The 22,768-nt window shown below is 73.3% G+C and carries 19 protein-coding genes; 12 read left to right on the top strand and 7 right to left on the bottom strand.

The window, feature by feature from the left end:
• Nucleotides 1-65: 65 nt before the first annotated feature.
• The 4 genes from ACFC0Z_RS10620 to ACFC0Z_RS10605 all read right to left on the bottom strand — a co-directional run bounded on the left by ACFC0Z_RS10620 (nucleotide 66) and on the right by ACFC0Z_RS10605 (nucleotide 5,542).
• The gene (locus ACFC0Z_RS10620) at nucleotides 66-446 is read right to left on the bottom strand and encodes a hypothetical protein (RefSeq protein WP_376434925.1); all 381 of its coding nucleotides are present in this window, start codon (nucleotides 444-446) and stop codon (nucleotides 66-68) included.
• A gap of 53 nt (nucleotides 447-499) precedes the next feature.
• Nucleotides 500-1,906, bottom strand: a complete 1,407-nt coding sequence (locus ACFC0Z_RS10615) for a Gfo/Idh/MocA family protein (RefSeq protein WP_376434923.1) — start codon at nucleotides 1,904-1,906, stop codon at nucleotides 500-502.
• Between the two features lie 143 nt (nucleotides 1,907-2,049).
• Nucleotides 2,050-4,974, bottom strand: coding sequence for an FAD-binding and (Fe-S)-binding domain-containing protein (locus ACFC0Z_RS10610; protein ID WP_376434922.1), 2,925 nt, complete (start codon nucleotides 4,972-4,974; stop codon nucleotides 2,050-2,052).
• Nucleotides 4,975-5,026: 52 nt separating this feature from the next.
• On the bottom strand, nucleotides 5,027-5,542 hold the full coding sequence (locus tag ACFC0Z_RS10605; protein WP_376434920.1) for a MarR family winged helix-turn-helix transcriptional regulator: 516 nt from the start codon (nucleotides 5,540-5,542) through the stop codon (nucleotides 5,027-5,029).
• A 94-nt stretch (nucleotides 5,543-5,636) separates the two neighbouring features.
• Between ACFC0Z_RS10605 and ACFC0Z_RS10600 the strand changes: the two genes are divergently transcribed.
• Both ACFC0Z_RS10600 and mltG read left to right on the top strand, forming a co-directional pair.
• Complete coding sequence (locus tag ACFC0Z_RS10600) at nucleotides 5,637-7,514, top strand: ABC transporter ATP-binding protein (protein WP_376434918.1); 1,878 nt, start codon at nucleotides 5,637-5,639, stop codon at nucleotides 7,512-7,514.
• Between the two features lie 288 nt (nucleotides 7,515-7,802).
• Complete coding sequence (gene mltG / locus ACFC0Z_RS10595; RefSeq protein WP_376434916.1) at nucleotides 7,803-8,735, top strand: endolytic transglycosylase MltG; 933 nt, start codon at nucleotides 7,803-7,805, stop codon at nucleotides 8,733-8,735.
• A gap of 9 nt (nucleotides 8,736-8,744) precedes the next feature.
• On the opposite strand, the gene ACFC0Z_RS10590 is transcribed toward mltG, so the two are convergent.
• Nucleotides 8,745-9,866: an NAD(P)-binding domain-containing protein gene (locus ACFC0Z_RS10590; protein WP_376434914.1), complete on the bottom strand. Its 1,122-nt coding sequence runs from the start codon at nucleotides 9,864-9,866 to the stop codon at nucleotides 8,745-8,747.
• A gap of 133 nt (nucleotides 9,867-9,999) precedes the next feature.
• Here ACFC0Z_RS10590 and ACFC0Z_RS10585 point away from each other — a divergent pair, with 133 nt between their 5' ends.
• Together ACFC0Z_RS10585 and ACFC0Z_RS10580 are read left to right on the top strand one after the other, a co-directional pair.
• A complete protein-coding gene (locus tag ACFC0Z_RS10585; protein ID WP_376434912.1) occupies nucleotides 10,000-10,551 on the top strand; it encodes an FABP family protein in 552 nt (183 codons plus the stop codon).
• Between the two features lie 4 nt (nucleotides 10,552-10,555).
• The gene (locus ACFC0Z_RS10580) at nucleotides 10,556-12,580 is read left to right on the top strand and encodes a prolyl oligopeptidase family protein (protein ID WP_376434910.1); all 2,025 of its coding nucleotides are present in this window, start codon (nucleotides 10,556-10,558) and stop codon (nucleotides 12,578-12,580) included.
• 31 nt (nucleotides 12,581-12,611) lie between these two features.
• Here ACFC0Z_RS10580 and ACFC0Z_RS10575 read toward each other — a convergent pair whose 3' ends face one another.
• Nucleotides 12,612-13,601 (bottom strand): LuxR C-terminal-related transcriptional regulator, encoded by a 990-nt coding sequence (locus ACFC0Z_RS10575; RefSeq protein WP_376434908.1) that lies wholly within the window; start codon nucleotides 13,599-13,601, stop codon nucleotides 12,612-12,614.
• Between the two features lie 178 nt (nucleotides 13,602-13,779).
• On the opposite strand from ACFC0Z_RS10575, the gene ACFC0Z_RS10570 reads away from it, so the two are divergent.
• From ACFC0Z_RS10570 to ACFC0Z_RS10540, 7 genes are all read left to right on the top strand, one after another.
• On the top strand, nucleotides 13,780-15,201 hold the full coding sequence (locus ACFC0Z_RS10570; RefSeq protein WP_376434906.1) for an aminopeptidase P family protein: 1,422 nt from the start codon (nucleotides 13,780-13,782) through the stop codon (nucleotides 15,199-15,201).
• 165 nt (nucleotides 15,202-15,366) lie between these two features.
• Nucleotides 15,367-16,017: a choice-of-anchor M domain-containing protein gene (locus tag ACFC0Z_RS10565; protein WP_376434904.1), complete on the top strand. Its 651-nt coding sequence runs from the start codon at nucleotides 15,367-15,369 to the stop codon at nucleotides 16,015-16,017.
• Nucleotides 16,018-16,138: 121 nt separating this feature from the next.
• On the top strand, nucleotides 16,139-17,341 hold the full coding sequence (locus tag ACFC0Z_RS10560) for a choice-of-anchor M domain-containing protein (protein ID WP_376434902.1): 1,203 nt from the start codon (nucleotides 16,139-16,141) through the stop codon (nucleotides 17,339-17,341).
• Entirely contained in the window at nucleotides 17,338-18,906 is a 1,569-nt protein-coding gene (locus tag ACFC0Z_RS10555; protein ID WP_376434900.1) for an anchored repeat ABC transporter, substrate-binding protein, read from the top strand. Before ACFC0Z_RS10560 ends, ACFC0Z_RS10555 begins: the two co-directional genes overlap by 4 nt.
• Nucleotides 18,903-20,573: a choice-of-anchor M domain-containing protein gene (locus tag ACFC0Z_RS10550; protein WP_376434898.1), complete on the top strand. Its 1,671-nt coding sequence runs from the start codon at nucleotides 18,903-18,905 to the stop codon at nucleotides 20,571-20,573. The genes ACFC0Z_RS10555 and ACFC0Z_RS10550 overlap by 4 nt, the downstream gene beginning before the upstream one ends.
• Nucleotides 20,570-21,328, top strand: a complete 759-nt coding sequence (locus tag ACFC0Z_RS10545) for an anchored repeat-type ABC transporter ATP-binding subunit (protein WP_376434896.1) — start codon at nucleotides 20,570-20,572, stop codon at nucleotides 21,326-21,328. Before ACFC0Z_RS10550 ends, ACFC0Z_RS10545 begins: the two co-directional genes overlap by 4 nt.
• Nucleotides 21,325-22,233 carry an anchored repeat-type ABC transporter permease subunit gene (locus ACFC0Z_RS10540; protein ID WP_376434894.1) on the top strand — a complete coding sequence of 303 codons (909 nt, stop codon included), beginning with the start codon at nucleotides 21,325-21,327 and terminating at the stop codon, nucleotides 22,231-22,233. The genes ACFC0Z_RS10545 and ACFC0Z_RS10540 overlap by 4 nt, the downstream gene beginning before the upstream one ends.
• Here ACFC0Z_RS10540 and ACFC0Z_RS10535 read toward each other — a convergent pair.
• Nucleotides 22,190-22,537, bottom strand: coding sequence for a hypothetical protein (locus ACFC0Z_RS10535; RefSeq protein ID WP_376434892.1), 348 nt, complete (start codon nucleotides 22,535-22,537; stop codon nucleotides 22,190-22,192). The genes ACFC0Z_RS10540 and ACFC0Z_RS10535 overlap by 44 nt on opposite strands.
• Between ACFC0Z_RS10535 and ACFC0Z_RS10530 the strand changes: the two genes are divergently transcribed.
• On the top strand, nucleotides 22,536-22,697 hold the full coding sequence (locus tag ACFC0Z_RS10530) for a hypothetical protein (RefSeq protein WP_376434890.1): 162 nt from the start codon (nucleotides 22,536-22,538) through the stop codon (nucleotides 22,695-22,697). The genes ACFC0Z_RS10535 and ACFC0Z_RS10530 overlap by 2 nt on opposite strands.
• Nucleotides 22,698-22,768: the final 71 nt, after the last annotated feature.

Genomic DNA, 22,768 nt, shown 5'->3' with positions numbered 1-22,768 from the left:
TCGATTTTCCGCGCGACGGGCCACGAGGGAACAGATCGCGCCATGTCCGTACATCTACGGGGTGTCTAGCCGAAGAAACGCCTGAGCCCTGTCGGGGCGGAAGGGGCGCTCCTGCCCTTGACCTCCTCCCGCGCGCTGACCAGTTCCCCGACGCTCACCCGGAACCGGGACTCGCCGTATCCGCGCCCCAGCTGGACCAGCAGAGCGCCGTCCGGCATGCGGTAGACCCGTCGCTCCGGCCGGCCACCGGGGTTGAGCGACCGGGCGATCTCGTCGGGGACGTGACTGTCGGCGAGCGCACGGGCGGCGGTTTCGGCCGCCGCCCGGGTGGCCTGGGCCTCGGAGGTCCGCGTCAGGTGCCAGCGGTACAGGTCGTGTCCGTGCCCGTCGATGCTCGCGTACCCCTTCGTCTCCTCTTCGAGGAGGACGAACCATGTTCCCGTCATGGGAGGAGCCTAGGAGCCGGCGGTCGGCGCGGCGGTGCCGGGTTCGCCGGGGGTCAGGCCGGCTTCACCGAGTCCACGCCCGAGCGGGCCTTGCGCCATTCGCCCCGGGTGAAGTCGGGGAAGAACTGCGGCGCTCCCTGCGCCTTGATCGAGGCGTGGCTCAGCGGTACCGGGGCCGTCCACGTGGCGGCGTCGTACACGTCGAAGTCGGGGACCAGGCCGAGGTGGAGGCACTGGGTCAGGCGGTACAGCATGATGTAGTCCATGCCGCCGTGGCCGCCGGGCGGATTGGCGTGTTCCTTCCACAGCCAGTGGTCGAACTCCTCGGCGTACGTGGCGAAGTCGGCCCATTGGTCGTTCTTGTGGTCCGGCTCCAGGTAGATCCGCGGCGGGTAGTCCTCGAAGACGCCCTTCGTGCCGCCCAGGTTGTTGATCCGGCTGTACGGGTGCGGGGTGGACACGTCGTGTTCGAGGCGGATGAGCCGGCCCTTGGCCGTCTGGACCAGGCTGATCGTCCGGTCGCTCCCGATGTACGTCTCCTTCCAGCTCGGGTCGTCGGCCGGCATCTGCTGCTCGCGGTACTCGGCGAGGCCGAGCGCCGGGGTGCCGAAGCTGCTGATGCTCACCACGCGGTCGCCGCGGTTGACGTCCATGTAGTTGGCGACGGGACCGAAGCCGTGATTGGGGTAGAGGTCCCCGCGCAGTCGCGTGTGCCACTGCCTCCGCCAGGGCCCCTCGTAGTACGTCGGCGAGAACATCAGGCCGCGCAGGTCGTGGTTGTACGCCCCCGCCCCGTGCAGCAGCTGCCCGAACTTCCCCGCGTGGGCCATCCGCAGGACCCGCATCTCGTTCCGCCCGTAACAGCAGTTCTCCAGCTGCATGCAGTGGCGGCGGGTCTGCTCCGAGAGGTCCACGAGCTCCCAGAGCTCCTGGACGCGCATCGCGATCGGACACTCGACGCCGACGTGCTTGCCGTTCAGCATCGCCGCCTTGGCCATCGTGAAGTGGAGGTCCCAGGGGGTCGCCACGTGGACGAAGTCGACGTCGGTACGGGCGCACAGGTTCTCGTAGTCGTCGTCGCCGTGCGTGTAGACGGCGGGGGCCGGCTGGCCGGCGGCGACCACCTTCGCGGCGGCCCGCTGCGCCTTCTCCTTGACCGGGTCGCAGACGGCGACCACCTTGACCCAGGGGAGCGCGAGGTAGAGGCCGAGCATGGCGCCGCCGCGGTTGCCGAGGCCGATCACGGCGACCCGGACCGTGGAGCGGCCCTCGAACGGGACCCCCGCCATGGTGGCGCCCCGGCGCGGCGGCGTGGACCCGGTCTCGGCCGGGGCGGAGACGGTGGCCGGCCGCGCGGCCGCCGTCTCGGGGGCCGTGATGCCGAGGCCCGCCCCGGCGGCTCCCGCCGTGGTCCTGAGGACCGTCCGACGGCTCGGAGTGCGCGGCACCTGATCGTTCACGGAACCTCCGGAGCTGGGCAGACGGCGGGTAGTCGGACTGTACTGTTCCGTGTCCCGCGCTCGGCGTCAGCGAACTCCGCAGCTCACCCGAACATACGAAGGACCTCTCACCGTGCGGGGTGAGAGGTCCTCCACCAGGGCCGTCAGGGCCGGGTCGCGCGCTCCAGGGACAGCAGCACGGACTCGTAACCACGCCCCGTCGCCCGGTCCATGCCGACCTCGCACATGCGGTTGGCCGAGAGGTGCTCGTCGAAGGGGCGGGAGGTGACCTCCGCCGCCTCGCGCGCGGTCGCCGAGGCCGTCAGCTCCGGGTGCAGCATGCCCCGGTCGCCCGCGAAGGCGCAGCAGCCCGCGTCGGCGGGGACGACGACCTCCTCCGCGCAGGCCTCGGCGAGCGCGGTCAGCTTGTCCGCGTCGCCGAGGTGGCGCATGGAGCACGTCGGGTGGACCACGGCGGAGGCCACCCGGCGGCGCACGTCGAGCCGGGGCAGCAGCTCGTCCGCCGCCCAGACGAGCGAGTCGACGACGGTCAGCTCGGCGTGCAGCTCGCGGTTGTCCTCCGTGAGGTACGGGACGACCTCGTGCGCGATGCCGAGCGTGCACGAGGAGGCGTCCACGACGAGCGGGAGGCGGCCTCCCGCCGTCCAGCCCCAGGCCGCCTCCACGATCCGGTTCGCCATGACCTCGTTGCCCCGCTCGTACCCCTTGGAGTGCCAGATGGTGGCGCAGCAGGTTCCGGCCACGTCGTCGGGGATCCACACCGGCTTACCGGCGCGCGCCGACACGGCGACGACCGCCTCGGGCAGCGACGGGCCGGGAGCGCCGTCGGGCCCGGCGAAGATGCGGTTCACGCAGGCCGGGTAGTAGACGGCGGTGGCCGCCGGGCGGTGGGTGCGGGGCAGTCGCCGGGATGCCGCGCCGGGGATCTCCGGCAGCCACTCCGGTACGAGGTCGGGGCGCACCGCCTTGCGCGCGAGGCCGGTCGCCCTCTCCAGGACCCGGTCGCCGATCCGGTCGGCGGCGGCGACCGCGAGCCGCGCCGAGGCCTCGACCGCCCGGAAGTTCTTCGCCGCGAGCGCGGCGATCCGCTCCTCGCGCGGCGAGTGCCGCTCGTGCCGGAACTCCTTCATCAGCGCGCCCGTGTCGATGCCGACCGGGCAGGCCAGCTTGCAGGTGGAGTCACCGGCACAGGTGTCGACGGCGTCGTAGCCGTACGACTCCAGGAGACGGGCCTCGACGGGGGAGCCGTCGGGCTGCCGCATCATCTCCCGGCGCAGCACGATCCGCTGGCGGGGAGTGGTCGTCAGGTCGTGGCTGGGGCAGGTCGGTTCGCAGAAGCCGCACTCGATGCACGGGTCCGCGATCCGCTCCACGGTCGGGATCGTCTTCAGGCCGCGGAGGTGGGCCTGCGGGTCGCGGTCGAGGACGATCCGCGGGGCGAGCACCCCGTCAGGGTCGACGACCTCCTTGACCCGCCACATCAGCTCGGTCGCCTTCGCGCCCCACTCCAGCTCCAGGAAGGGCGCGATGTTGCGGCCGGTGGCGTGCTCCGCCTTCAGTGAGCCGTCGAAGCGCTCCACGGTCAGCTTGCAGAACTCGTCCATGAAGGCCGCGTACCGCTCGACGTCGGCGGGGTCGGCCGCGTCGAAGGCGAGCAGGAAGTGGAGGTTGCCGTGGGCCGCGTGGCCGGCGACGGCCGCGTCGAAGCCGTGCCGCGCCTGGAGGTCGAGCAGCTCGGCGCAGGCCTCGGCGAGCCGGTCCGGCGGCACCGCGAAGTCCTCGGTGATCAGGGTCGTACCGGAGGGGCGGGAGCCGCCGACGGCCGTCACGAAGGCCTTGCGGGCCTTCCAGTAGCCGCCGATCCTCCCGGGGTCGCGGGTGAAGACGTTCTCGACGGAGGGCACGGGGGCGACCAGGTCGAGCCCGTCGAGGACGGCCCGCGCGGCCTCCTCGTACGCCTCGCGCGCCGCCGCGTCCGGAGCCCGGAACTCGACGAGGAGCGCCGCCGTCTCCTTCGGCAGGTCCGCCCAGTCGGCGGGGACGCCCGCCACGCTCACGGAGGCCCGCAGGGTGTTGCCGTCCATCAGCTCGACGGCGAGCGCTCCGGCGTCGTTGAACAGCGGCACGGCGGCCGCGGCGGCCGGGAGCGAGGGGAAGAAGAGGAGCGCCGTGGAGATCTCGCGGTCCAGCGGCAGGGTGTCGAAGACGGTCTCGGAGATGAAGCCGAAGGTGCCCTCGGAGCCGACCATCAGGCCGCGCAGGATCTGCGCGGGGGTGTCGCCGTCGAGGAAGGCGTCGAGCCGGTAGCCGTTGGTGTTCTTGATCGCGTACTTGGCGCGGATCCGGGCCGTGAGGGCGGTGTCCGCCTCGATCTCGGCCTTGAGCGCCATCAGCCCGGCGCACAGCCGGGGTTCGGCGCGCTCCAGCTCCTCGTCCGCGGCGGGGTCGGCCGTGTCGACCACGGTCCCGCTCGGGAGCACGAAGGTGAGCGAGGCGAGCGTGCGGTACGAGTTCCGGGTCGTCCCGGCCGTCATGCCAGAGGCGTTGTTGGCGACGACCCCGCCGATCGTGCAGGCGATGGCGCTGGCCGGGTCCGGACCCAGGACACGGCCGTACGGAGCGAGGGCCGCGTTGGCCCGGACGACCGTCGTGCCGGGGCCGATCCGGGCCCGGGCGCCCTCGTCGAGGACCTCGACGCCCACCCAGTGCCGCCGGACGTCGACGAGGATGTCCTCGCCCTGCGCCTGGCCGTTGAGGCTGGTCCCGGCGGCCCGGAAGACGACCTCGCGGCCCTTGCCGTGCGCGTACGACAGCACGGCGGAGATGTCGTCGATGTCCTCGGCGACCACGACGACCTGCGGCACGAACCGGTAGGGGCTGGCGTCGGAGGCGTACCGCACGAGGTCGGAGACCTTCGACAGGACCTTCTCCGGGCCGAGGAGCGCGGCGAGGTCCTCGCGCAGCCTCCGGGGGGTTCCGCGCGCCGTGAGCTCGGGGACCCGGTCCGGCGCGGGGGTCCGCTTCGTCCCGGGGCGGAGGGCCTGCGGGTTCGGCTCAAGCAGCGGCATGTCACGGCTCCCCTTCGGCGCGGCCCGTGTCCGGGAGGACGTGCCCGGGGGATCAGCAGCCGCGCTCCGGGCCTCGGTCGACCAGGGCGGACAGCAGACCTCCGAGCACCTCGCGCTGATCGACGGTCAACGGATCAAGGATGTCCTCTGCGGCCGCCCTTCGCGCGCTGCGCAGCTCCCGCAGCGTGGCGCGCCCCGCGTCGGTCAGCTCTATCCGCACCACGCGGCGGTTGTTCGGATCGGGCACCCGGCGCACCCGGCCGCTCGCCTCCAGGCCGTCGACGAGACTGGTCACGGCCCTCGGGACGACTTCGAGCCGGGCGGCGAGATCGGCCATCCGGGGCGGCTCGCCGAAGTGCGCGACGGTGCGCAGGAGCCGGGACTGCGCGGGGGTGATGCCCACCGGCTCCAGGTGGCGCTTCTGGATGCGGTGCAGGCGGCGGGTGAGCCGCAGCAGCTGCTCGGCGAGGAGGCCGTCGGCGTCGGTCGCGGCGTCCGTCTCGGTGCCGGTCTCGGTGTCCGTCTCGGGGTCGGCGGCGGCGGCGGGCGGGCCGTCGGGGGTGCTCATGCGGGAACAATATCAGGACCTTGTTCATTGTGAGCATAGGTAACAATGAGCTAGGCTCTGCTTCGGCAGACTCATCGAACACCCGTAGGAGCCCATGCATCCCCACGACCGGTCCGACTGGACGCCCCCGCCCCGTGACGCAGGCCGCCCCAAGGAGCCCGCGCAGGTGCGGCGCATCCTCCGGCTCTTCCGTCCCTACCGAGCCCGCCTCGCGCTCGTCGGCCTCCTGGTCGGCGCCGCCTCGCTCGTCTCGGTCGCCTCCCCGTTCCTCCTCAGGGAGATCCTCGACACCGCGATCCCCGAAGGGCGCACCGGGCTGCTCAGCCTGCTCGCCCTCGGCATGATCGCCACCGCCGTCCTGACCAGCGTCTTCGGCGTTCTCCAGACCCTCATCTCGACCACCGTCGGCCAGCGCGTCATGCACGACCTGCGCACCGGGGTCTACGAGCAGCTCCAGCGCATGCCGCTCGCCTTCTTCACGCGCACGCGCACGGGCGAGGTCCAGTCCCGCATCGCCAACGACATCGGCGGCATGCAGTCGACCGTGACCTCCACGGCCACCTCGCTCGTCTCCAACCTCACCGCCGTCGTCGCGACCGTCGTCGCCATGCTCGCCCTCGACTGGCGGCTCACCCTCGTCTCGCTGCTCCTGCTGCCCGTCTTCGTCTGGATCAGCCGCCGTGTCGGCCGTGAGCGCAAGGCGATCACCACCCAGCGCCAGAAGCAGATGGCGGCCATGGCCGCGACCGTCACCGAGTCCCTCTCGGTGAGCGGCATCCTCCTCGGCCGCACCATGGGCCGCGCCGACTCGCTCACCAAGTCCTTCGCCGAGGAGTCCGAGCGCCTCGTCGACCTCGAAGTGCGCTCCTCCATGGCCGGACGGTGGCGGATGTCCACCATCGGCATCGTCATGGCCGCCATGCCCGCCCTGATCTACTGGGCCGCCGGCATCGCGCTCCAGTCGGGCGCCCCCGAGATCTCCCTCGGCACGCTCGTCGCCTTCGTCTCGCTCCAGCAGGGCCTCTTCCGGCCGGCCGTGAGCCTGCTCTCCACGGGCGTGCAGATACAGAGCTCGCTCGCCCTCTTCCAGCGGATCTTCGAGTACCTGGACCTGCCCGTCGACATCACGGAGCCCGACGAGCCGGTCCGGCTCGGGAAGGTCCGCGGCGAGGTGACCTTCGAGAAGGTCGACTTCCGGTACGACGCCGAGGAGGCCGCCCGCGACCAGGCGAAGAAGCCCCTGGGCCGCGCCACGCTCAACGCCATCGACCTCACCGTCCCCGCCGGCGGCAGCCTGGCCGTCGTCGGCCCGACCGGCTCCGGCAAGTCCACCCTCAGCTACCTCGTGCCCCGGCTCTACGACGTGACCGGCGGCCGGGTGGCCCTGGACGGCGTGGATGTCCGCGACCTGGACTTCGACACCCTCGCGCGCGCGGTCGGCGTCGTCTCCCAGGAGACGTACCTCTTCCACGCCTCCGTCGCCGACAACCTGCGCTTCGCCAAGCCGGACGCCACCGACGAGGAGATCGAGGCCGCGGCCCGCGCCGCGCAGATCCACGACCACATCGCCTCGCTGCCCGAGGGCTACGACACCCTGGTCGGCGAGCGCGGCTACCGCTTCTCGGGCGGCGAGAAGCAGCGCCTGGCTATCGCGCGCACGATCCTGCGCGACCCGCCGGTGCTCATCCTCGACGAGGCCACCAGCGCCCTCGACACGCGGACGGAGCACGCGGTCCAGCAGGCCATCGACGCCCTCTCGGCCGGCCGCACCACCATCACCATCGCCCACCGGCTCTCCACCGTCCGGGACGCGGACCAGATCGTCGTCCTGGAGTCCGGCCGGATCGCCGAGCGCGGCACCCACGAGGAGCTGCTCGCCCAGGACGGGCGGTACGCGGCCCTGGTCCGCCGTGACGGGCGCCCGGATACCGAACAGGCGAACGTGGGAGCGGTTGTTCCCCAGAACGTGTGATCGTCCCGGGATTCGTTGCCCAACTCCCGTACGGGGACGGAAGATTACGGAGTGCGAGCGACGGGCTGCAGACCGCGACCGCGCAGTCCCACTGACGTATGTGTACGAGGAGAAGCACCACCATGAACGTCATCACCAACCTGCTCGCCGGCGTCCTCCACTTCCTTGGCTGGCTCGTCTGACGATCGCAGTGCCCGGCGCCGTCGGGTTCCCCGTCCCCGGGGACCGGCGGCGCCGCCGCGTGCGCGGTTCCCGGGAATCTTGTGACCGTCGGGTTAGCGTGCCGCCATGACGTACCGGCAGTCCTCACCGTACGCACCCTCCCCCCGTCCCCTCCGTCCCCAACGCCCCTCCGTTTCCCGCCCGTCGCGCCCTCCCAGGGCGCCGCGCGGACGGGCCCGGCTCACCCGGCGCGGGCGTCTCGCGCTCCTGCTCGGAGCCGTCGTCGCCGTCACCGCCGTGATCACCGTCCCGATGATCCTGCTCCCGGACGACGAACCGGCCGCCGTGGAACAGCCCCGCTCCCTCGTCGTCCCGGAGGGCCGCCGGGCCGGCCAGGTCTACACGGCCGTCGACCGCGCGCTCGGCCTGCCCGAGGGGACCGCGCGGAAGGCCGCGGCCGCGCCCGCGGTCGACCTCCCGCTCCCGGCGGCGGCCGAGGGCAATCCGGAGGGCTACCTCTTCCCCGCCACCTATCCGGTCGTCGACGCCACGACCCCGGAAGCGCTCCTGCGCTACATGGTCGACACGGCGGGCAAGCGATTCGGCACCGCGCGGATCGCCGAGGGCGCCAAGGAGCACGGCATGAGCGCCTACGAGGCCGTGATCGCGGCCAGCATCGTGCAGGCCGAGGCCGACAGCCCCGGGGACATGGCGAAGGTCGCCCGGGTCGTGCACAACCGGCTCGCCCAGGGCATGCCGCTCCAGATGGACTCGACGCTCAACTACGCGCTCGGCCGCAGCACCGTCGACACGACCGTCGCGGACACGAAGATCGCCAACCCGTACAACACGTACGAGCGGAAGGGCCTGCCGCCCACGCCCATCGGGAACCCGGGGGAGCAGGCGATGGACGCGGTGATCCGTCCGGCGGACGGGGACTGGCTGTACTTCGTCACGGTCGGGCCGGGGGACACCCGCTTCACCGCCGACTACGGACTCCATCAGGAGAACGTGGCGGAGTTCAACGCCAACCGGCGCGAGGCCCGGGCCGCGGGCTGACGCCGGGGCTCAGCCCGCCGGGGCCGGTTCCGGTTCCGGTTCCGGCGAGCGCGCCAGCAGACGCCGGATGTCGGAGACGGCCGCGCGCCCGGCCCGGTTGGCGCCGATCGTCGAGGCCGAAGGCCCGTACCCGACGAGGTGCACCCGCTCGTCGCGGACCGCCCGCGTCCCCTCGACCCGGATGCCGCCGCCCGGCTCGCGCAGCCGCAGCGGGGTCAGGTGGTCGATCGCGGCACGGAATCCGGTCGCCCAGAGGATCACGTCCGCGTCGACCGTCCGCCCGTCGTCCCAGGCCACCCCGGTCGGGGTGATCCGGTCGAACATCGGCAGCCGGTCCATGACCCCGCTCGCCCGCGCCGCGCGGATCGCGTCGTTGAGCGGGAGCCCGGTGACCGAGACGACGCTCTGCGGCGGCAGCCCCTGCCGTACGCGCTCCTCGACGAGCGCCACCGCCGCGCGCCCCTCGGCCTCGCCGAAGGACCCCTCGCGGAAGACGGGCTCGCGCCGGGTCACCCAGGTCGTCTCCGCCGCGACCTCGGCGATCTCCATCAGGTGCTGGGTCCCGGAGGCCCCGCCGCCCACGACGATCACCCGCTGCCCGGCGAACGCCTCCGGGCCCGGGTATGCGGCGGTGTGCAGCTGGCGGCCCCGGAAGGTCTCCTGCCCGGGGTAGCGCGGCCAGAACGGCCGGTCCCAGGTGCCGGTGGCGTTGATCAGGGCCCGGGGCGCGTAGGCGCCCTCGGAGGTCTCGACCCGCAGCCGCCCGCCCTCGCCCTCCCGGACGGCGGTGACGTCGACGGGCCGGTGGACGCGCAGGCCGAAGGTCTGCTCGTACGTGTCGAAGTACGCGCCGATCACCTCGGAGGAGGGCCGCGCCGGGTCGGCGCCGGTCAGCTCCATGCCGGGCAGCGCGTGCATCCCGTGCACCTTGCCGTACGTGAGGGAGGGCCACCGGAACTGCCAGGCGCCGCCCGCGCGCGGGGCGTGGTCGAGGACCACGAAGTCCCGCTCCGGCTCCAGACCGGTGCGCCGCAGGTGGAAGGCGGCCGAAAGGCCCGCCTGCCCCGCGCCGATGACGACGACGTCCACCGCCCTGACCTCCGCGACCGGCTCCGGCCCAAATTCGTTCACGGTTCCACCAACCGTGCGCGCGGCGAGGATCTTCCCGAGCCGGTCGGGCCACGGCACGCGCGGGCCACCTGGGGTCCGCCGGACAGGCCCTAAGCTGCGACACGGCACCGGACCCGACCCAGGAGCGCACCCCATGTTCGACCGCGAGCGGCAGCACCCGTACCCCGACGCCCTCGGGCCGGACGAGGCTCCCGTGCCCCACCCCCAGCTCGCCCCGGTGACCTGGCTGCTCGGCACCTGGACCGGCCGGGGACGGGGCGCGTACCCGACGATCGCCGAGGAGTTCGCGTACGAGCAGGAGGTCACCTTCAGCCACGACGGCCGCCCCTTCCTCCGCTACGAGGCCCGCGCCTGGATCGTCGACGCCGACGGCCTCCCGCAGCGGCCCGCCGCCCGCGAGAGCGGCTGGTGGCGGATCCAGCCCGAGGGGCGGATCGAGGCGCTGATCACCCAGCCCACCGGGATCGCGGAGATCCTGGTCGGCGCCGCGACGGCCGAGGGGGTCGACCTCGCCACCGACCACGTCGCGCTGACCCCCATGGCCAAGGAGGTGACCGCCACCCGCCGCCGCTACACCCCGGCCGAGGACGGCGGGACCCTCGACTTCCGCCACGACCTCGCGGCGGTCGGCCAGGCCCTCCAGCACCACCTTGCGGCAACCCTCCGACGCGAGAACGGGAAGTGAACCGATGACCCAGGACGACCCGTACCTGTGGCTGGAGGAGATCTCCGGCGAGGCCGCCCTCGCCTGGGTCGCCGAGCGCAACGCCGAGACCGCCGACGTCCTCGCGGCCGACCCCGCCTTCGCCCCGCTGAAGGAGCGCGTGCGCGAGGTCCTCGACGCCTCGGACCGCATCCCGTACACCGTCCGGCGCGGCGCGCACCTCTACAACTTCTGGCGCGACGCCGAGCACGTCCGGGGGGTCTGGCGGCGCACCACCCTGGAGCAGTACCGCAAGGACGCGCCCGAGTGGGAGCTCCTCCTCGACGTCGACGCGCTGGCGGCGGCCGAGGACGAGAAGTGGGTCTGGGACGGTGCCTCGGTGCGCTACCCCGAGCACGACCTCGCGCTCGTGCGGCTCTCGCGCGACGGCGGGGACGCCGTGGTCGTACGGGAGTTCTCCCTCGCGACCAAGACGTTCGTCGAGGACGGCTTCCGCCTGCCGGAGGCGAAGACGCGGATCGGCTGGATCGACGCGGACACCGTCTTCGTCGGCACGGACACGGGCACCGGCTCCCTCACCGATTCCGGCTACCCCCGCCAGGTCCGCCGCTGGCGGCGCGGCACCCCCGTCGAGCAGGCCGAGACCGTGTACGAGGCCGACCAGGCCGACGTGTCGTCCTGGGGCCACCACGACGCCACGCCCGGCTACGAGCGGGACTTCGTCGGCCGCTCCCTCGACTTCTTCCGCAGCGAGACCCACCTCCTGCGCCCCGACGGCACGCTCGTCCGCCTCGACGTCCCCGAGGACGCGGTCGCCTACGCCCACCGCCGGCACCTGATCGTCACGCTCAAGTCCCCCTGGCTCGGGCAGCCGACCGGCGCGCTCCTCGCCTTCGACTTCGACGCCTTCCTCGGCGGCGACCGCACCTTCGAGGTGCTGTTCACCCCGGACGCGCGCACGGCCCTCGCCGGGCACTCCTGGACCCGGCACCACCTCATCCTGGAGACGATGCGCGACGTCAGCACCCGCATCGAGGTCCTCACCCCCACCGACGGCGGCGCCTGGACCCGCGAGCCGCTCGTCGGCGTGCCGGAGCTCTCGGCCGTCAGCGTCGTCGACACCGACCCGGACGTGTCCGACGAGTACTTCCTCGACGTGTCCGGCTTCCTCCAGCCGTCCAGCCTCCACCGGGGCGTCATCGGCGGCGAGTCGGAGGTCCTCAAGGAGGCGCCCGCCCGCTTCGACGCCGCCGGCCTGACGGTGGCGCAGCACTTCGCGACCTCCGCCGACGGCACCCGCGTCCCGTACTTCGTCATCGGCCCCGACCACACCGCCACGGGCCCCGGGCCGACCCTGCTGTACGGATACGGCGGTTTCGAGGTCTCCCTCACCCCGTACTACGCCTCCGTCAGCGGCCGGGCCTGGCTGGAGAACGGCGGCACGTACGTGATCGCCAACATCCGGGGCGGCGGCGAGTACGGCCCCGACTGGCACCAGGCGGCGCTCCGCGCGGAGCGGCCGCGGGCCTTCGAGGACTTCGCGGCCGTCGCCGAGGACCTCGTCGCCCGGGGCGTCACGACTCCGGAGACGCTCGGCGCCTCGGGCGGCAGCAACGGCGGCCTCCTCATGGGCGCGATGCTCACCCGCTACCCGCACCTGTTCGGCGCGATCGTCGCACAGGTCCCCCTGCTCGACATGACCCGCTTCCACAAGCTCCTGGCGGGCGCGTCCTGGATCGCGGAGTACGGGGACCCGGACGACGCGGCCGACCTGCCGCACCTGCGCGACCTGTCCCCGTACCACCGCCTCGCGGCGGACGCCGTCTACCCGCAGGTCCTGCTCATGACCTCGACCCGCGACGACCGCGTCCACCCCGGCCACGCGCGCAAGACGGCGGCCCGGCTGCGGGAGCTCGGGCACCCCGTGCTCTTCCACGAGAACACCGGCGGCGGCCACGCGGGCGCGGGCGACAACGAGCAGGCCGCGCACAACAGCGCGCTGGTGTACACCTTCCTGCGGCAGCGGCTCGGGGGCGCCCCCGACGCCTGACCTCGGAGGCCCGGGACCGCGTGATCCCGGGCTACAGCCAGCCGGAGCGCTGCGCCTGAAGGGCCAGCTGGAACCGGTTCGACGCCCCGAGCCTGGCCATCAGGATCTGGATCCGGCGGAACAGCGTCCGCCGGCTGATGCCCAGCTCGCGGGCGATGACCTCGTCGCTCGTGCCGCCGGCGAGGAGCCGCAGCAGACGGCGGTCGGCGGGCGGCAGACCGCCGGGGCGCGCGGTGTGGCCGTGGAAGGGGAGGGCGCTCTGCCAGGTCTGCTCGAAGAGCGCGATGAGCGCCGAGAGCAGACCGCAGGGCTGCACGACCAGCATCGTGTGGTGGACGTCGACCTCCCGGATCGACAGGGACACCAGCGCGTACGACTCGTCGATGATGACGAGCTTCACCGGCACCGAGGGCAGGACCCGGGCCTGCTCACCGGCCTCGATGCACGGCTCGATCGCCGTCTCCAGGTTCCCCGGCAGTTCGAGGGACTCCCGCGAGTACACGACCCGCTGCGTCACCCCGCGCGCGAGGGTCGCGAGCGCGTCCTCGGTGGCGGTGGCGCCGGGCAGCGGGAAGTACGGGGGCGAGTCCAGCTGCCGGATCTGGCTCCGGGCACTGGCCCAGGCCTGGCGCATCCGCAGCCCGATCGCGTCCCCGGTGACGACCTCCACCAGGTGGTCGTTCTCGGTCGCGAGCCGCTGCCGCCGGAACGACTCGAACGCGCCCCCGACGGTGATCCGTGACTCGTCGAGCTCGGCCGCCCGGTGCCTGCCGAGGATCTCCAGACCGGCGGCCGGCGGCACCGGCACCACCACGTCCCCGGTACCGGCGGCCGTGCTCGCGAGACCCGCGTCGACCAGCGTCCCGTACGCGCTCCACAGCGCGTCCCCCACCAGCCCCGCGGCGGCGCCGACCGCGCTCAGCGGCGCGGGCGCGCGCTCCAGGAGCTCCAGGTAGAGCCGGCCCGCGTCCGGACCGATCCCCAGGAGCCGGAGAGCCTCGCTGAGCTTTGCGTTCGCCATGGTGAGCATTATCGACGGCCCGCCGCGCGGCCTCCCCTCCGGCCGGGAACCGCGGGCCGGATGGCCGATCCGTGCCACTGGCACGACCGCGCCCCCGGCGGGCCGCGCGAGCAGTACTGTCCGGGTGCCGCCGGGGGGACCGGCGGCCCAGGAACCCACCGAGAAGAAGGTGCATCGCATGGGCAAGGCGAAGGCGCGCAAGAACGGTCTGTACAACGAGATCTCCCCGGAGCTCTCCGCCCTCATGCGGACCGGGTGGGCCGACACCGAGCTCCAGGACCTGGAGCCCGCCGAGCAGGCCCCGTACGCGGCCGCCCGCCGTGCCGCCCTCTCGGCCCGCTTCCCCGGCGAGCGCCTGGTCATCCCGTCCGGCAACCTCAAGGTCCGCTCGAACGACGACACGTACCCCTTCCGCCCGTACTCCGGCTACGTGCACATGACCGGCGACCAGGCCCGCGACTGCGCCCTCGTCCTGGAGCCGCGCGCCGAGGGCGGCCACGACGCCTACTGTTACCAGCTGCCCCGCGACGGCCGTGACGACGACGAGTTCTGGCTCGGCTACCACGCGGAGCTGTGGATGGGCCGCCGCCGCTCCCTCGCCGAGGCCGCGACCGTCCTCGGTGTCGCCACCCGCGACGTCCGCAAGATCGCCGAGGACCTGGCCGCCGCCCCGTCCGACGTCCCGACCCGCATCGTGCGCGGCATCGACCCGTCCCTCGAAGCCGCCGTCACCAGCGACGAGGACGCCGACGAGGAGCTGGAGGAGGTCCTCAGCGAGCTGCGCCTCGTCAAGGACGCCTGGGAGATCGGCGAGATGCGCAAGGCCGTGGACTCCACGGTCCGCGGCTTCACCGACTGCGTCGCCGAGCTCTCCCGCGCCATCGCCACCTCCGAGCGCTGGATCGAGGGCACCTTCTTCCGTCGCGCCCGCCTGGAGGGCAACGCCCTCGGCTACGGCTCGATCTGCGCCGCCGGCCCGCACGCCACGATCATGCACTGGACGACCAACGACGGTCCGGTGAACCCCGGCGAGCTCCTGCTGCTCGACGCCGGTGTCGAGACCAACTCCCTCTACACCGCCGACGTCACCCGCACCCTCCCGATCAACGGCACCTTCAACGAGGTCCAGCGCAAGGTGTACGACGCGGTGTACGAGGCCCAGGAGGCCGGCATCGCCACGGTCAAGCCCGGCGCCTCGTACCGCGACTTCCACGAGGCCTGCCAGCGGAGCATGACCGAGAAGCTCGTCGAGTGGGGCTTCATCGAGGGCCCGGCCGACCGCGCCTACGAGCTCGGCCTCCAGCGCCGCTTCACCCTCGCGGGCACCGGCCACATGCTCGGCCTCGACGTCCACGACTGCGCGGACGCGCGGAACGGCGAGTACGTCGACGGTCCCCTCGTGCCCGGCATGGTCCTCACCGTCGAGCCCGGCCTGTACTTCCAGGCCGACGACCTGACGGTGCCGGAGGAGTGGCGCGGCATCGGCGTCCGGATCGAGGACGACCTCGTCGTCACCGAGTCGGGCCACGAGAACCTCTCCGCCGGCCTGCCGCGCACGGCCGACGAGGTCGAGGCGTGGATGGCCGAGTTCGGCGGCTGATCCGACGCGTAGTGCCGTGATGCCCCTGACCCGCTGAGCGGGTCAGGGGCATCACGCGTCCCTGGGGAGCCGCTCGGCCCCAGGGGCCCCTTGTCATCCCTTAATGAAAACGATTATCGTCTCCCTTGTTCGCGCACACTCAACGATGCCCAAGGGGGGCTTCTTTTGCGTACCTTCACGCGTTTTCTGGCCGTTTCCGGAACTGCCGCCGCCGCGCTCGCCGTCGGCGGACTGACCGTCGCCCACGCCGCCGGGACCACCCTGTCGACCGGTCACGTCGACGTCCTCGACGTCGAGTACGACGGCACCGGCCTCGCGCTGCACGTCCACGACGAGTCCGTGACCCCGGGCGTCGAGTACGCCCCGGCCGACGTCGTCCTGCGCGCCCTGCCGGCCTCCGCGTACACCGTGCCCACCGGCACCTGCTACAGCCACCTCGGCGCGGCGGGCACCACCGTCCACCGCCTGCCGCAGGTCGAGAACACCGGCCTGCTCTGGCCCGGCATCTCCGGCGAACACCTCGCCACCGGCGTCTTCCAGGGCGACAAGGTGCTGGTCAAGCTCGTCTCCGTGAGCGGCCCCGGCAAGCTCACCGTCTACAAGAACGGCCTCTGCCCGAAGAACAACCGCTCCTTCGACAGCGGTGACGCCACGATCACCAACACCCGGGCCGTCACCGCCGGCGAGCACGACCACGCCAACTGGGTCTTCACCAAGGCCGGTTCGTACACCGCGACCTTCTCGGTCAGCGGCACCCTCGCCAACGGCACCCCGGTCGCCGCCGCCTCCGCCACGTACACCTTCCAGATCGGCTGACGCCCTCCCCTCCCCGAACCCCGCGCCGGGGGCGGCCTCACCCGCCGTTCGCTCCGCCCCCGGCGCGGCCGTGGACCCGTCCGCCCGTCCCTCCCCGTACGCCCGAAGGAGCCGCCCCGTCATGCGGGCACGCCTCACACCCACCCTCTCCCCGGTTCTCCGCTCCGCCGCTCTCGGGGCCCTGCTCGTCCTGGCGGCCGCCGCTCCGGCCGCACGCGCCGCCGATCCGCCATCGCGCGAGGCGCCCGCCGGAGAGCGGGTCGTCCTGAACGGCGGCCATCTCGACCTGGCCGCCCGGCTGGTCGACGGGCGTCTGGAGTTCCGGATCAAGGACGGGACCGTTCCCGGAACCGCCGTCTGGCGCGAACCCTCCGACGTGCTGCTGCACTTCGACCCGCGCCACGAGATCGTCATCCCGCCGAGGGAGGAGGTGCCGCAGCTGGAGGGCTTCGGCGCACCCGGCGCGAGCCTCTGGGTCGACAAGGACTTCGCGGTGAAGGAAGGGCTGCTCTGGCCCGGCTGGAACACGCTCGACCTCCTGCCCGCGCAGCTCGCCGGCGGGGGCGTCAAGGTCGCGTTCCCGAAGATCGAGGGCCCGGGACGCTTCGTCCTCGGGCAGTGGGAGGACGATCCCGACCTCGGCATCCGCATCGGCGTCTCCGTCGACAGCGCCAGACCCGCCCCGGGCGGCGTGGACCTGCCCGCCTTCACACACGCCCACCCGCTGTGGATCTTCGACGCGGAGGGCGTCTACCGCCTCACCCTCGACCTGAGCGCCACCCTGCCCTCCGGGGCGCGGGTCTCGGACCGGGAGACGCTGGCGGTCGTGGTCGGCGACGACGTCGACCCGTCGACCGTGGAGCCGGGGGAGGGGACGGGGCCCGGACCGGGACCGACGTCTCCGCCTTCGCCTTCGCCTACGCCTACTTCGACGGTACCCACGGCTGCTCCCTCCACCGTTTCGCCGACGCCTGCGCCCACGCCTCCGTCGTCGTCCGCACCCGTACCCACGCCGACGGGGACGGTGACGCCCGCTCCGACGGGCACGCCTACGGCTACGCGTACGCCGTCGCCGATGCCCACGCGGACGGCTTCCCCGTCCCCGACGGTTTCCTTGCCCCCGACGGTCACGCCGACCCCGCCCGCGAGCTCCGTGGCCTGGGCGCGCAACCCGGCGAGCGGCCCCGGATCCGCGCCGCCCGCCGGGCAGTTGGCAGCGACCGGATCGGGCCACCCGGCCCTGCCCGCCGGCATCGCCGTCGCCGCGCTCGGTGCCGGAGCGGTCCTCGTGATCCTCGTCCGCAGGAAGCGAGCGGCCCGATGACCCGTACCCGTACCGGTACGCGTACCCGTGTACGTACCCGGCTGGCCGCGTCCCTCCTCGGAGCCGGGCTCCTGGTCACCGGCTGCGGTCCGGGGCCCGACCAGCGGTCCGACGGCAAGGCGGCCGCGCTGGCCGTCTCCACGACCACCGCGATCCTCGCCGACCTCGTCCGCAACGTCGGCGGCGACCGGGTCGACGTCACCTCCGTCGTGCCGCACCACGGCGACCCTCACTCGTACGAGCCGAGCCCCGGGGACGCGGCCCGCATCGCGCGCTCCGAGCTGGTCTTCGGCAACGGGCTCCTCCTCGAAGAGCCCGGGATCATGAAGATGATCCACGCCAACGCTCCGAAGGACACGCCGAAGGTGGAGCTCGGCGAACGGCTCGAACAGTACGGCGGGTCCGTCATCAGGCTCACCGAGGACCTCGGCCTCGACGTGCTCTGGCTGGGCTGGGCCGTCGAGGGCGAGGTGGCGGGCGACGGTTCCCAGGTCCGTACGACCGCCACGGAGCTGGAGGGCCCCGGCGACCTGCGCGTCTACCTCACCGACACCCTCGGCACACCCCAGGTCGTCCTCGACTCCGCCGACGGCTTCGACGCCGCCGACTCCTTCACCCTCCCGCCCGAGGCGCACACCCACGTCAACTGGGCGTTCAGCAAGCCCGGTACGTACCGGCTCACCGTCCAGGGGCAGACCGAGACGCTCGACGGGAAGCGGGCGCCGATCGGCGGCGGGACCGTCACCTTCGTCGTCGGCGGCGCCACCGCGCCCGCCGGTCGGACCGTCCTCGACGGCGGGCACGCCGACATCGCGCTCGACGCGGGAAGCCGGTCGGTCAGGGTCCGTTCCGACGATCCGGCAACCGGCCGCCGCGTCCACCACGACGTCGACGACGTCGTGCTCTCCGTACCCGAACGGGCGCGGGAGAGCGTGCCCCGGGAGGCGGCGTACCGCTTCCTCGGCCGCCCCGGCGCGCCCCTCTGGGTCCTGCCGCAGGCCGTCGTCGGACGGCACGTCCACGGCGACCTCGACCCGCACACCTGGGAGGACGTCGCCAACGCGGAGGCGTACGTCCGCCGGATCGAGGCCGAGCTGACCAAGGCCGACCCGCGGGGCCGGGCCACGTACGAACGGAACGCCGCGCGCTACCTGAAGCGGCTCGCCGCCCTCGACGACGAGGTGGCCCGGACGCTCGCCGGCATTCCCGAACAGCGGCGCAGGCTCATCACCACGCACGACGCCTTCGGCTACCTCGCGCACGCCTACCACCTGGAGATCGCCGGGTTCGTCGTCCCGGTGCCCAGCCGCGAACCCAGCGCCGCCGAGGTCGAGCGGCTGCGCGCCACCATCCGCGAGCAGCGGGTGCCGGCCGTCTTCCTCGAACCGAACCTCGCGGCCCGCGCGGACGTCCTGCGCCGGGTGGCCGAGGACGAGGGCGTCGGGATCTGCACGATCTACGGCGATTCCTTCGACGACAAGGTCCACGACTACGTGGCGATGATGCGCCACAACGCGAACGAACTGGCCCGCTGCCTGGGCCGGGAGGGGAGTGGGGCCCGATGAGGCTCGCACGGAACAGCAGGGTCGCGCTGGCGGCGGCGGGGGCGCTGGCCCTCGGCGGGACGGCGCTGACCGTCCCGCCGACGCCGACGGCCGCCGTCCCCGCGTCCTGGGCCGAGAGGCTGCTCGGACTCGGCGCGGACGAGGTCGTCGAGCTCGACGACAGCCACCGGGTCGTCGCCCAGGACGGCTCGGATCACTGGGAGTTCAGGCCCGTCTGGGACACGACGGCGCTTCCGGCCGGACCGGTTCGCTGGTCGCTGACCGGGGTGGACGGGCCGGGGAGAGTGACGGTGTACGGCGAGCCCGCCGTGGTGGGGGCCGGGGCCGCGACCGCGCCGTGGTTCGACAGCGGCGACGGACTTCCCGACAGCACGGACCTCCCGGGTGCGAGCCGGGGTGAGACCCGGTGGGTCTTCGACGCGCCCGGCGTCCACCGGCTGACCTTGGCGGCGGAGACCGAGGGGGAGGCCGTGGCCGAGGTGACGTACACGGTACGGGTCGGGGAGGAGCACGAGGCCGCACCCTCCCCGGAGAGCACCGGGTCCGCCCCGCCCCCGCCGCCGCCTCCGTTCCCACCCTCGCGTCAGGTCGTCGCCGAAGCGCCCCTCGCGCGGGCGGCCGACGCCGAGACCGGCGGGAGCGTCGACACTGCCGACACCGCCTCGGACGTGTCCGCCGAGGAACCGGTGAGCACCGAGCCGACCGTCCTCGAACGGGGACACATCGACATCGCGGCCCGCGTCGTGGACGGCGGGCTCCAGATCCACGTGAAGGACGGGACGGTGCCGGGCAGGTCGGTCTGGCGCGAGCCCTCGTCGCTGGTGCTGCGCGTCCGCCCGGAGGCACGCAAGGAGATCCCGGCGAACCCGGCCTTCGCCTTCCTGGGCAAGGCGGGTGATCCGGTGTGGCTCCTCGACCAGGTGCAGCGCCCGGAGCTGCTGTGGCCCGGCTGGTCGACGGACGCCATGGCGGCGGGCGCCACCCGGGGAGAGATCGGGTTCTCCCTGGTGAAGGCCGAGGGCCCCGGCCCGTTCGTCCTCTACAACTACGACGGCCTGTCGGGTGCCTCCGTCCGCTTCAACAGCCGCGACGGGGTCCCCGACTCCTTCGGCGTCCCGCAGAACACGCACGCGCACGGCGGTTGGGCCTTCGCGAAGGAGGGCGTCTACCGGCTCACCTTCACCATGTCCGGCGAGCTGGCGGACGGGACGAGGACGAGCGACACGGAGACGCTGACGTTCGAGGTCGGCTCGACCGACCCGGCGACGGCGCCGGGCGGGAGCAGCGGTACGGGCGGCGGTTCGGGCCCTGGGGCCGGGTCCGGGTCCGGGTCCGGAACTGGGTCGGGCTCCGGGACAGGATCGGCTCCGGGCTCGGGATCAGCCTCCGGCTCCGGCTCCGGCTCCGGCTCCGGGTCAGGCTCCGGTACGCGTACGGGGACGGGCTCCGTCCCTCGTACCGGACCCACCACGCAAGCACCCGCCACCGGCGGCGGCCGGCCGACGGTCTCCCCGGGTGCGAGCTCCGCCCCCGCCACGCCTCCCGCCCGGGGCTCCATGGCCGCCACCGGCGCGGAGTCCACCACCCTCCTCGCCGGCGCCGCGACCGCGCTCGCGGCCGTCGGCACGGGTGCCGTCCTCCTCACCCGCAGGAGGCGCCGCTCATGAGCGCGAGCGCGGACCTTCTCCGTGTCCGGTCCGTCTCCGTCGAGCTCGGCGGCCGGACGGCCGTCGACGCGGTCTCCCTCGCCGTGTCCGGCGGGGAGCTGGTCGGTCTGCTCGGCCCGAACGGCGCGGGTAAGACCACCCTCCTCCGTGCCGTGCTCGGTCTCCTGACGCCGTCGGCCGGTTCCGTCGACGCGCACGGCCCGATCGGCTACGTACCCCAACGGCACGAGTTCGCCTGGGACTTCCCCGTAGATGTCGCCGGTGCCGTGCTCAGCGGCCGTACGCGTGCCGTCGGCTGGCTGCGGCGGCCGGGCGCGGCCGACAGGGCGGCGGCCGACGAGGCGCTGGATCTCGCCGGCCTGACCGACCTCCGGCGCCGGCCGATCGGGGAGCTGTCGGGCGGCCAGCGGCAGCGCGTCCTGGTGGCGCGGGCCCTCGCCGCCCGCCCCCGGCTGCTCCTTCTCGACGAGCCGTTCACGGGCGTGGACGTCCCGACACAGGACCTGTTGAACGAACTCTTCGGCCGACTCGCCGCCGAGGGAAGGGGGTTGCTCATGACCACGCACGACCTGGCCGCCGCCGCCCGCACCTGCACCCGCGTCCTCCTCCTCAAGAGGAGCGTCGTCGCGGAGGGAGGCCCCGAACTCCTCGGCGACGCCGAGCAGATGCTGAGGGCCTTCGGCCTCCGCCCGTCGCAAGGACCCACGCACGGCCCCACGCACGGCCCCACGCACGAAGAGGAGCCGGCGGCGTGACCGAGTTCCTCACCCTCCTCACCGACCCGTGGGCGCTGCCCTTCATGCGCCGCGCCTTCGCCGTCGCCGGGATCGTCGGCCTGGTCTGCGGGGTCGTGGGCGTCCACGTCGTCCTGCGGGGCATGGCGTTCATCGGCGACGCCGTCGCGCACTCGGCGTTCCCGGGTGTCGCCCTCGCGTACGCCTTCGAGGGCAACCTGCTGCTCGGCGGCGCGGCGGCCGGGGTCACGACGGCGGTGCTCATCGCCTTCGTCTCGCAGAACCGGCGCCTGAAGGAGGACACCGTCATCGGCGTCTTCTTCGCCTTCGCCTTCGGCCTCGGCATCGTCCTCGTGTCGACCCGCGACAGCTGGACGACGGACCTGTCCTCGTTCCTCTTCGGCCAGGTCCTCGCCGTCGACGCGGCGGACATCCGGCGGGTGGCCGCGATCGGGGCCGTACTCGTCGCGGTGGTCCTCCTGCTCCGCAAGGAGCTGGTGGCGGTGAGCCTGGACCGCGAGACGGCCCGCGCGTCGGGGCTTCCCGTCCTGGGCCTCGACCTGACGCTGTACGTCGTGGTGACGGCGACGATCGTGATGTCCCTGGAGGCCGTCGGGAACATCCTCGTCCTCGCGCTCCTCATCACCCCCGCCGCCACCGCCCGGCTGCTCACGGAGCGGCTGTGGGCGATGACCCTGGTGGCCGCGTTCGTCGGCTGCGCGGGGAGCGTCGCGGGGCTGTACGTGAGTTACGCGTACGACCTCGCGGCCGGCGGCTCGGTCGTCGTCGTCCTCACGGCGCTCTTCGCCGTGGTCTGGCTGCTCGCGCCGCGCCACGGCCTGCTGGCCCTGCGGACGCGGCGCGAGCGGAGGGTGCCGCGGGTCAGCAGTCCGGTCGCTGCGCGTGTGCCGGGTCCAGGGCGTTGAGCACGAGCCTGGTGGCGACGTCGTTGTAGCCGATGCCCAGGTGCTCGGTGAACTCGCCGAGGCAGAAGTCCTGGACGCGCTGGTTGGTGACGTTCGGGGCGGCGGCCAGGAAGGAGGAGGTGTACGGGGTGACGACCTCGTCGTACCAGGTGGCGATCACGGTGTAGGAGGCGGCCGGGTGGGTCTCGCCGCCCGCGTTGAGATCCTTGACGAAGTCGGAGCCCTGGATCTGCTGGGCGCACGCCGTGCAGGCGAGCCCGACGAGCTCGTCACCGCCGGGGAAGGCGCGGGCGAGGAGCCCCATGCCCCACAGTGTGGTCCCGTGGTTGGTCGGGGAGAGGGCGACGAGTCTTCCGACCGTCGCCGAGCCGGGTCTCTTCGGTGAGCGGCTCGCCGACCCGCGCTTCCGGTTCGAGGCGCTCCTCGCGCTGCGGACGCACGCGCTGTGGCCCGAGGACGGGTGAGGGGCGTCCGCCGCATCGTGCACGTATGCGAGTGAACGGGGCGTGCACGGCTCCACGCGCCCCCGGTTTTC

Source organism: Streptomyces sp. NPDC056144, assembly GCF_042264145.1.
Taxonomy (GTDB): Bacteria; Actinomycetota; Actinomycetes; order Streptomycetales; family Streptomycetaceae; genus Streptomyces.
The sequence above is the reverse complement of the archived record's forward strand: the minus strand, read 5'-3'. Positions and strand labels throughout refer to the sequence as shown.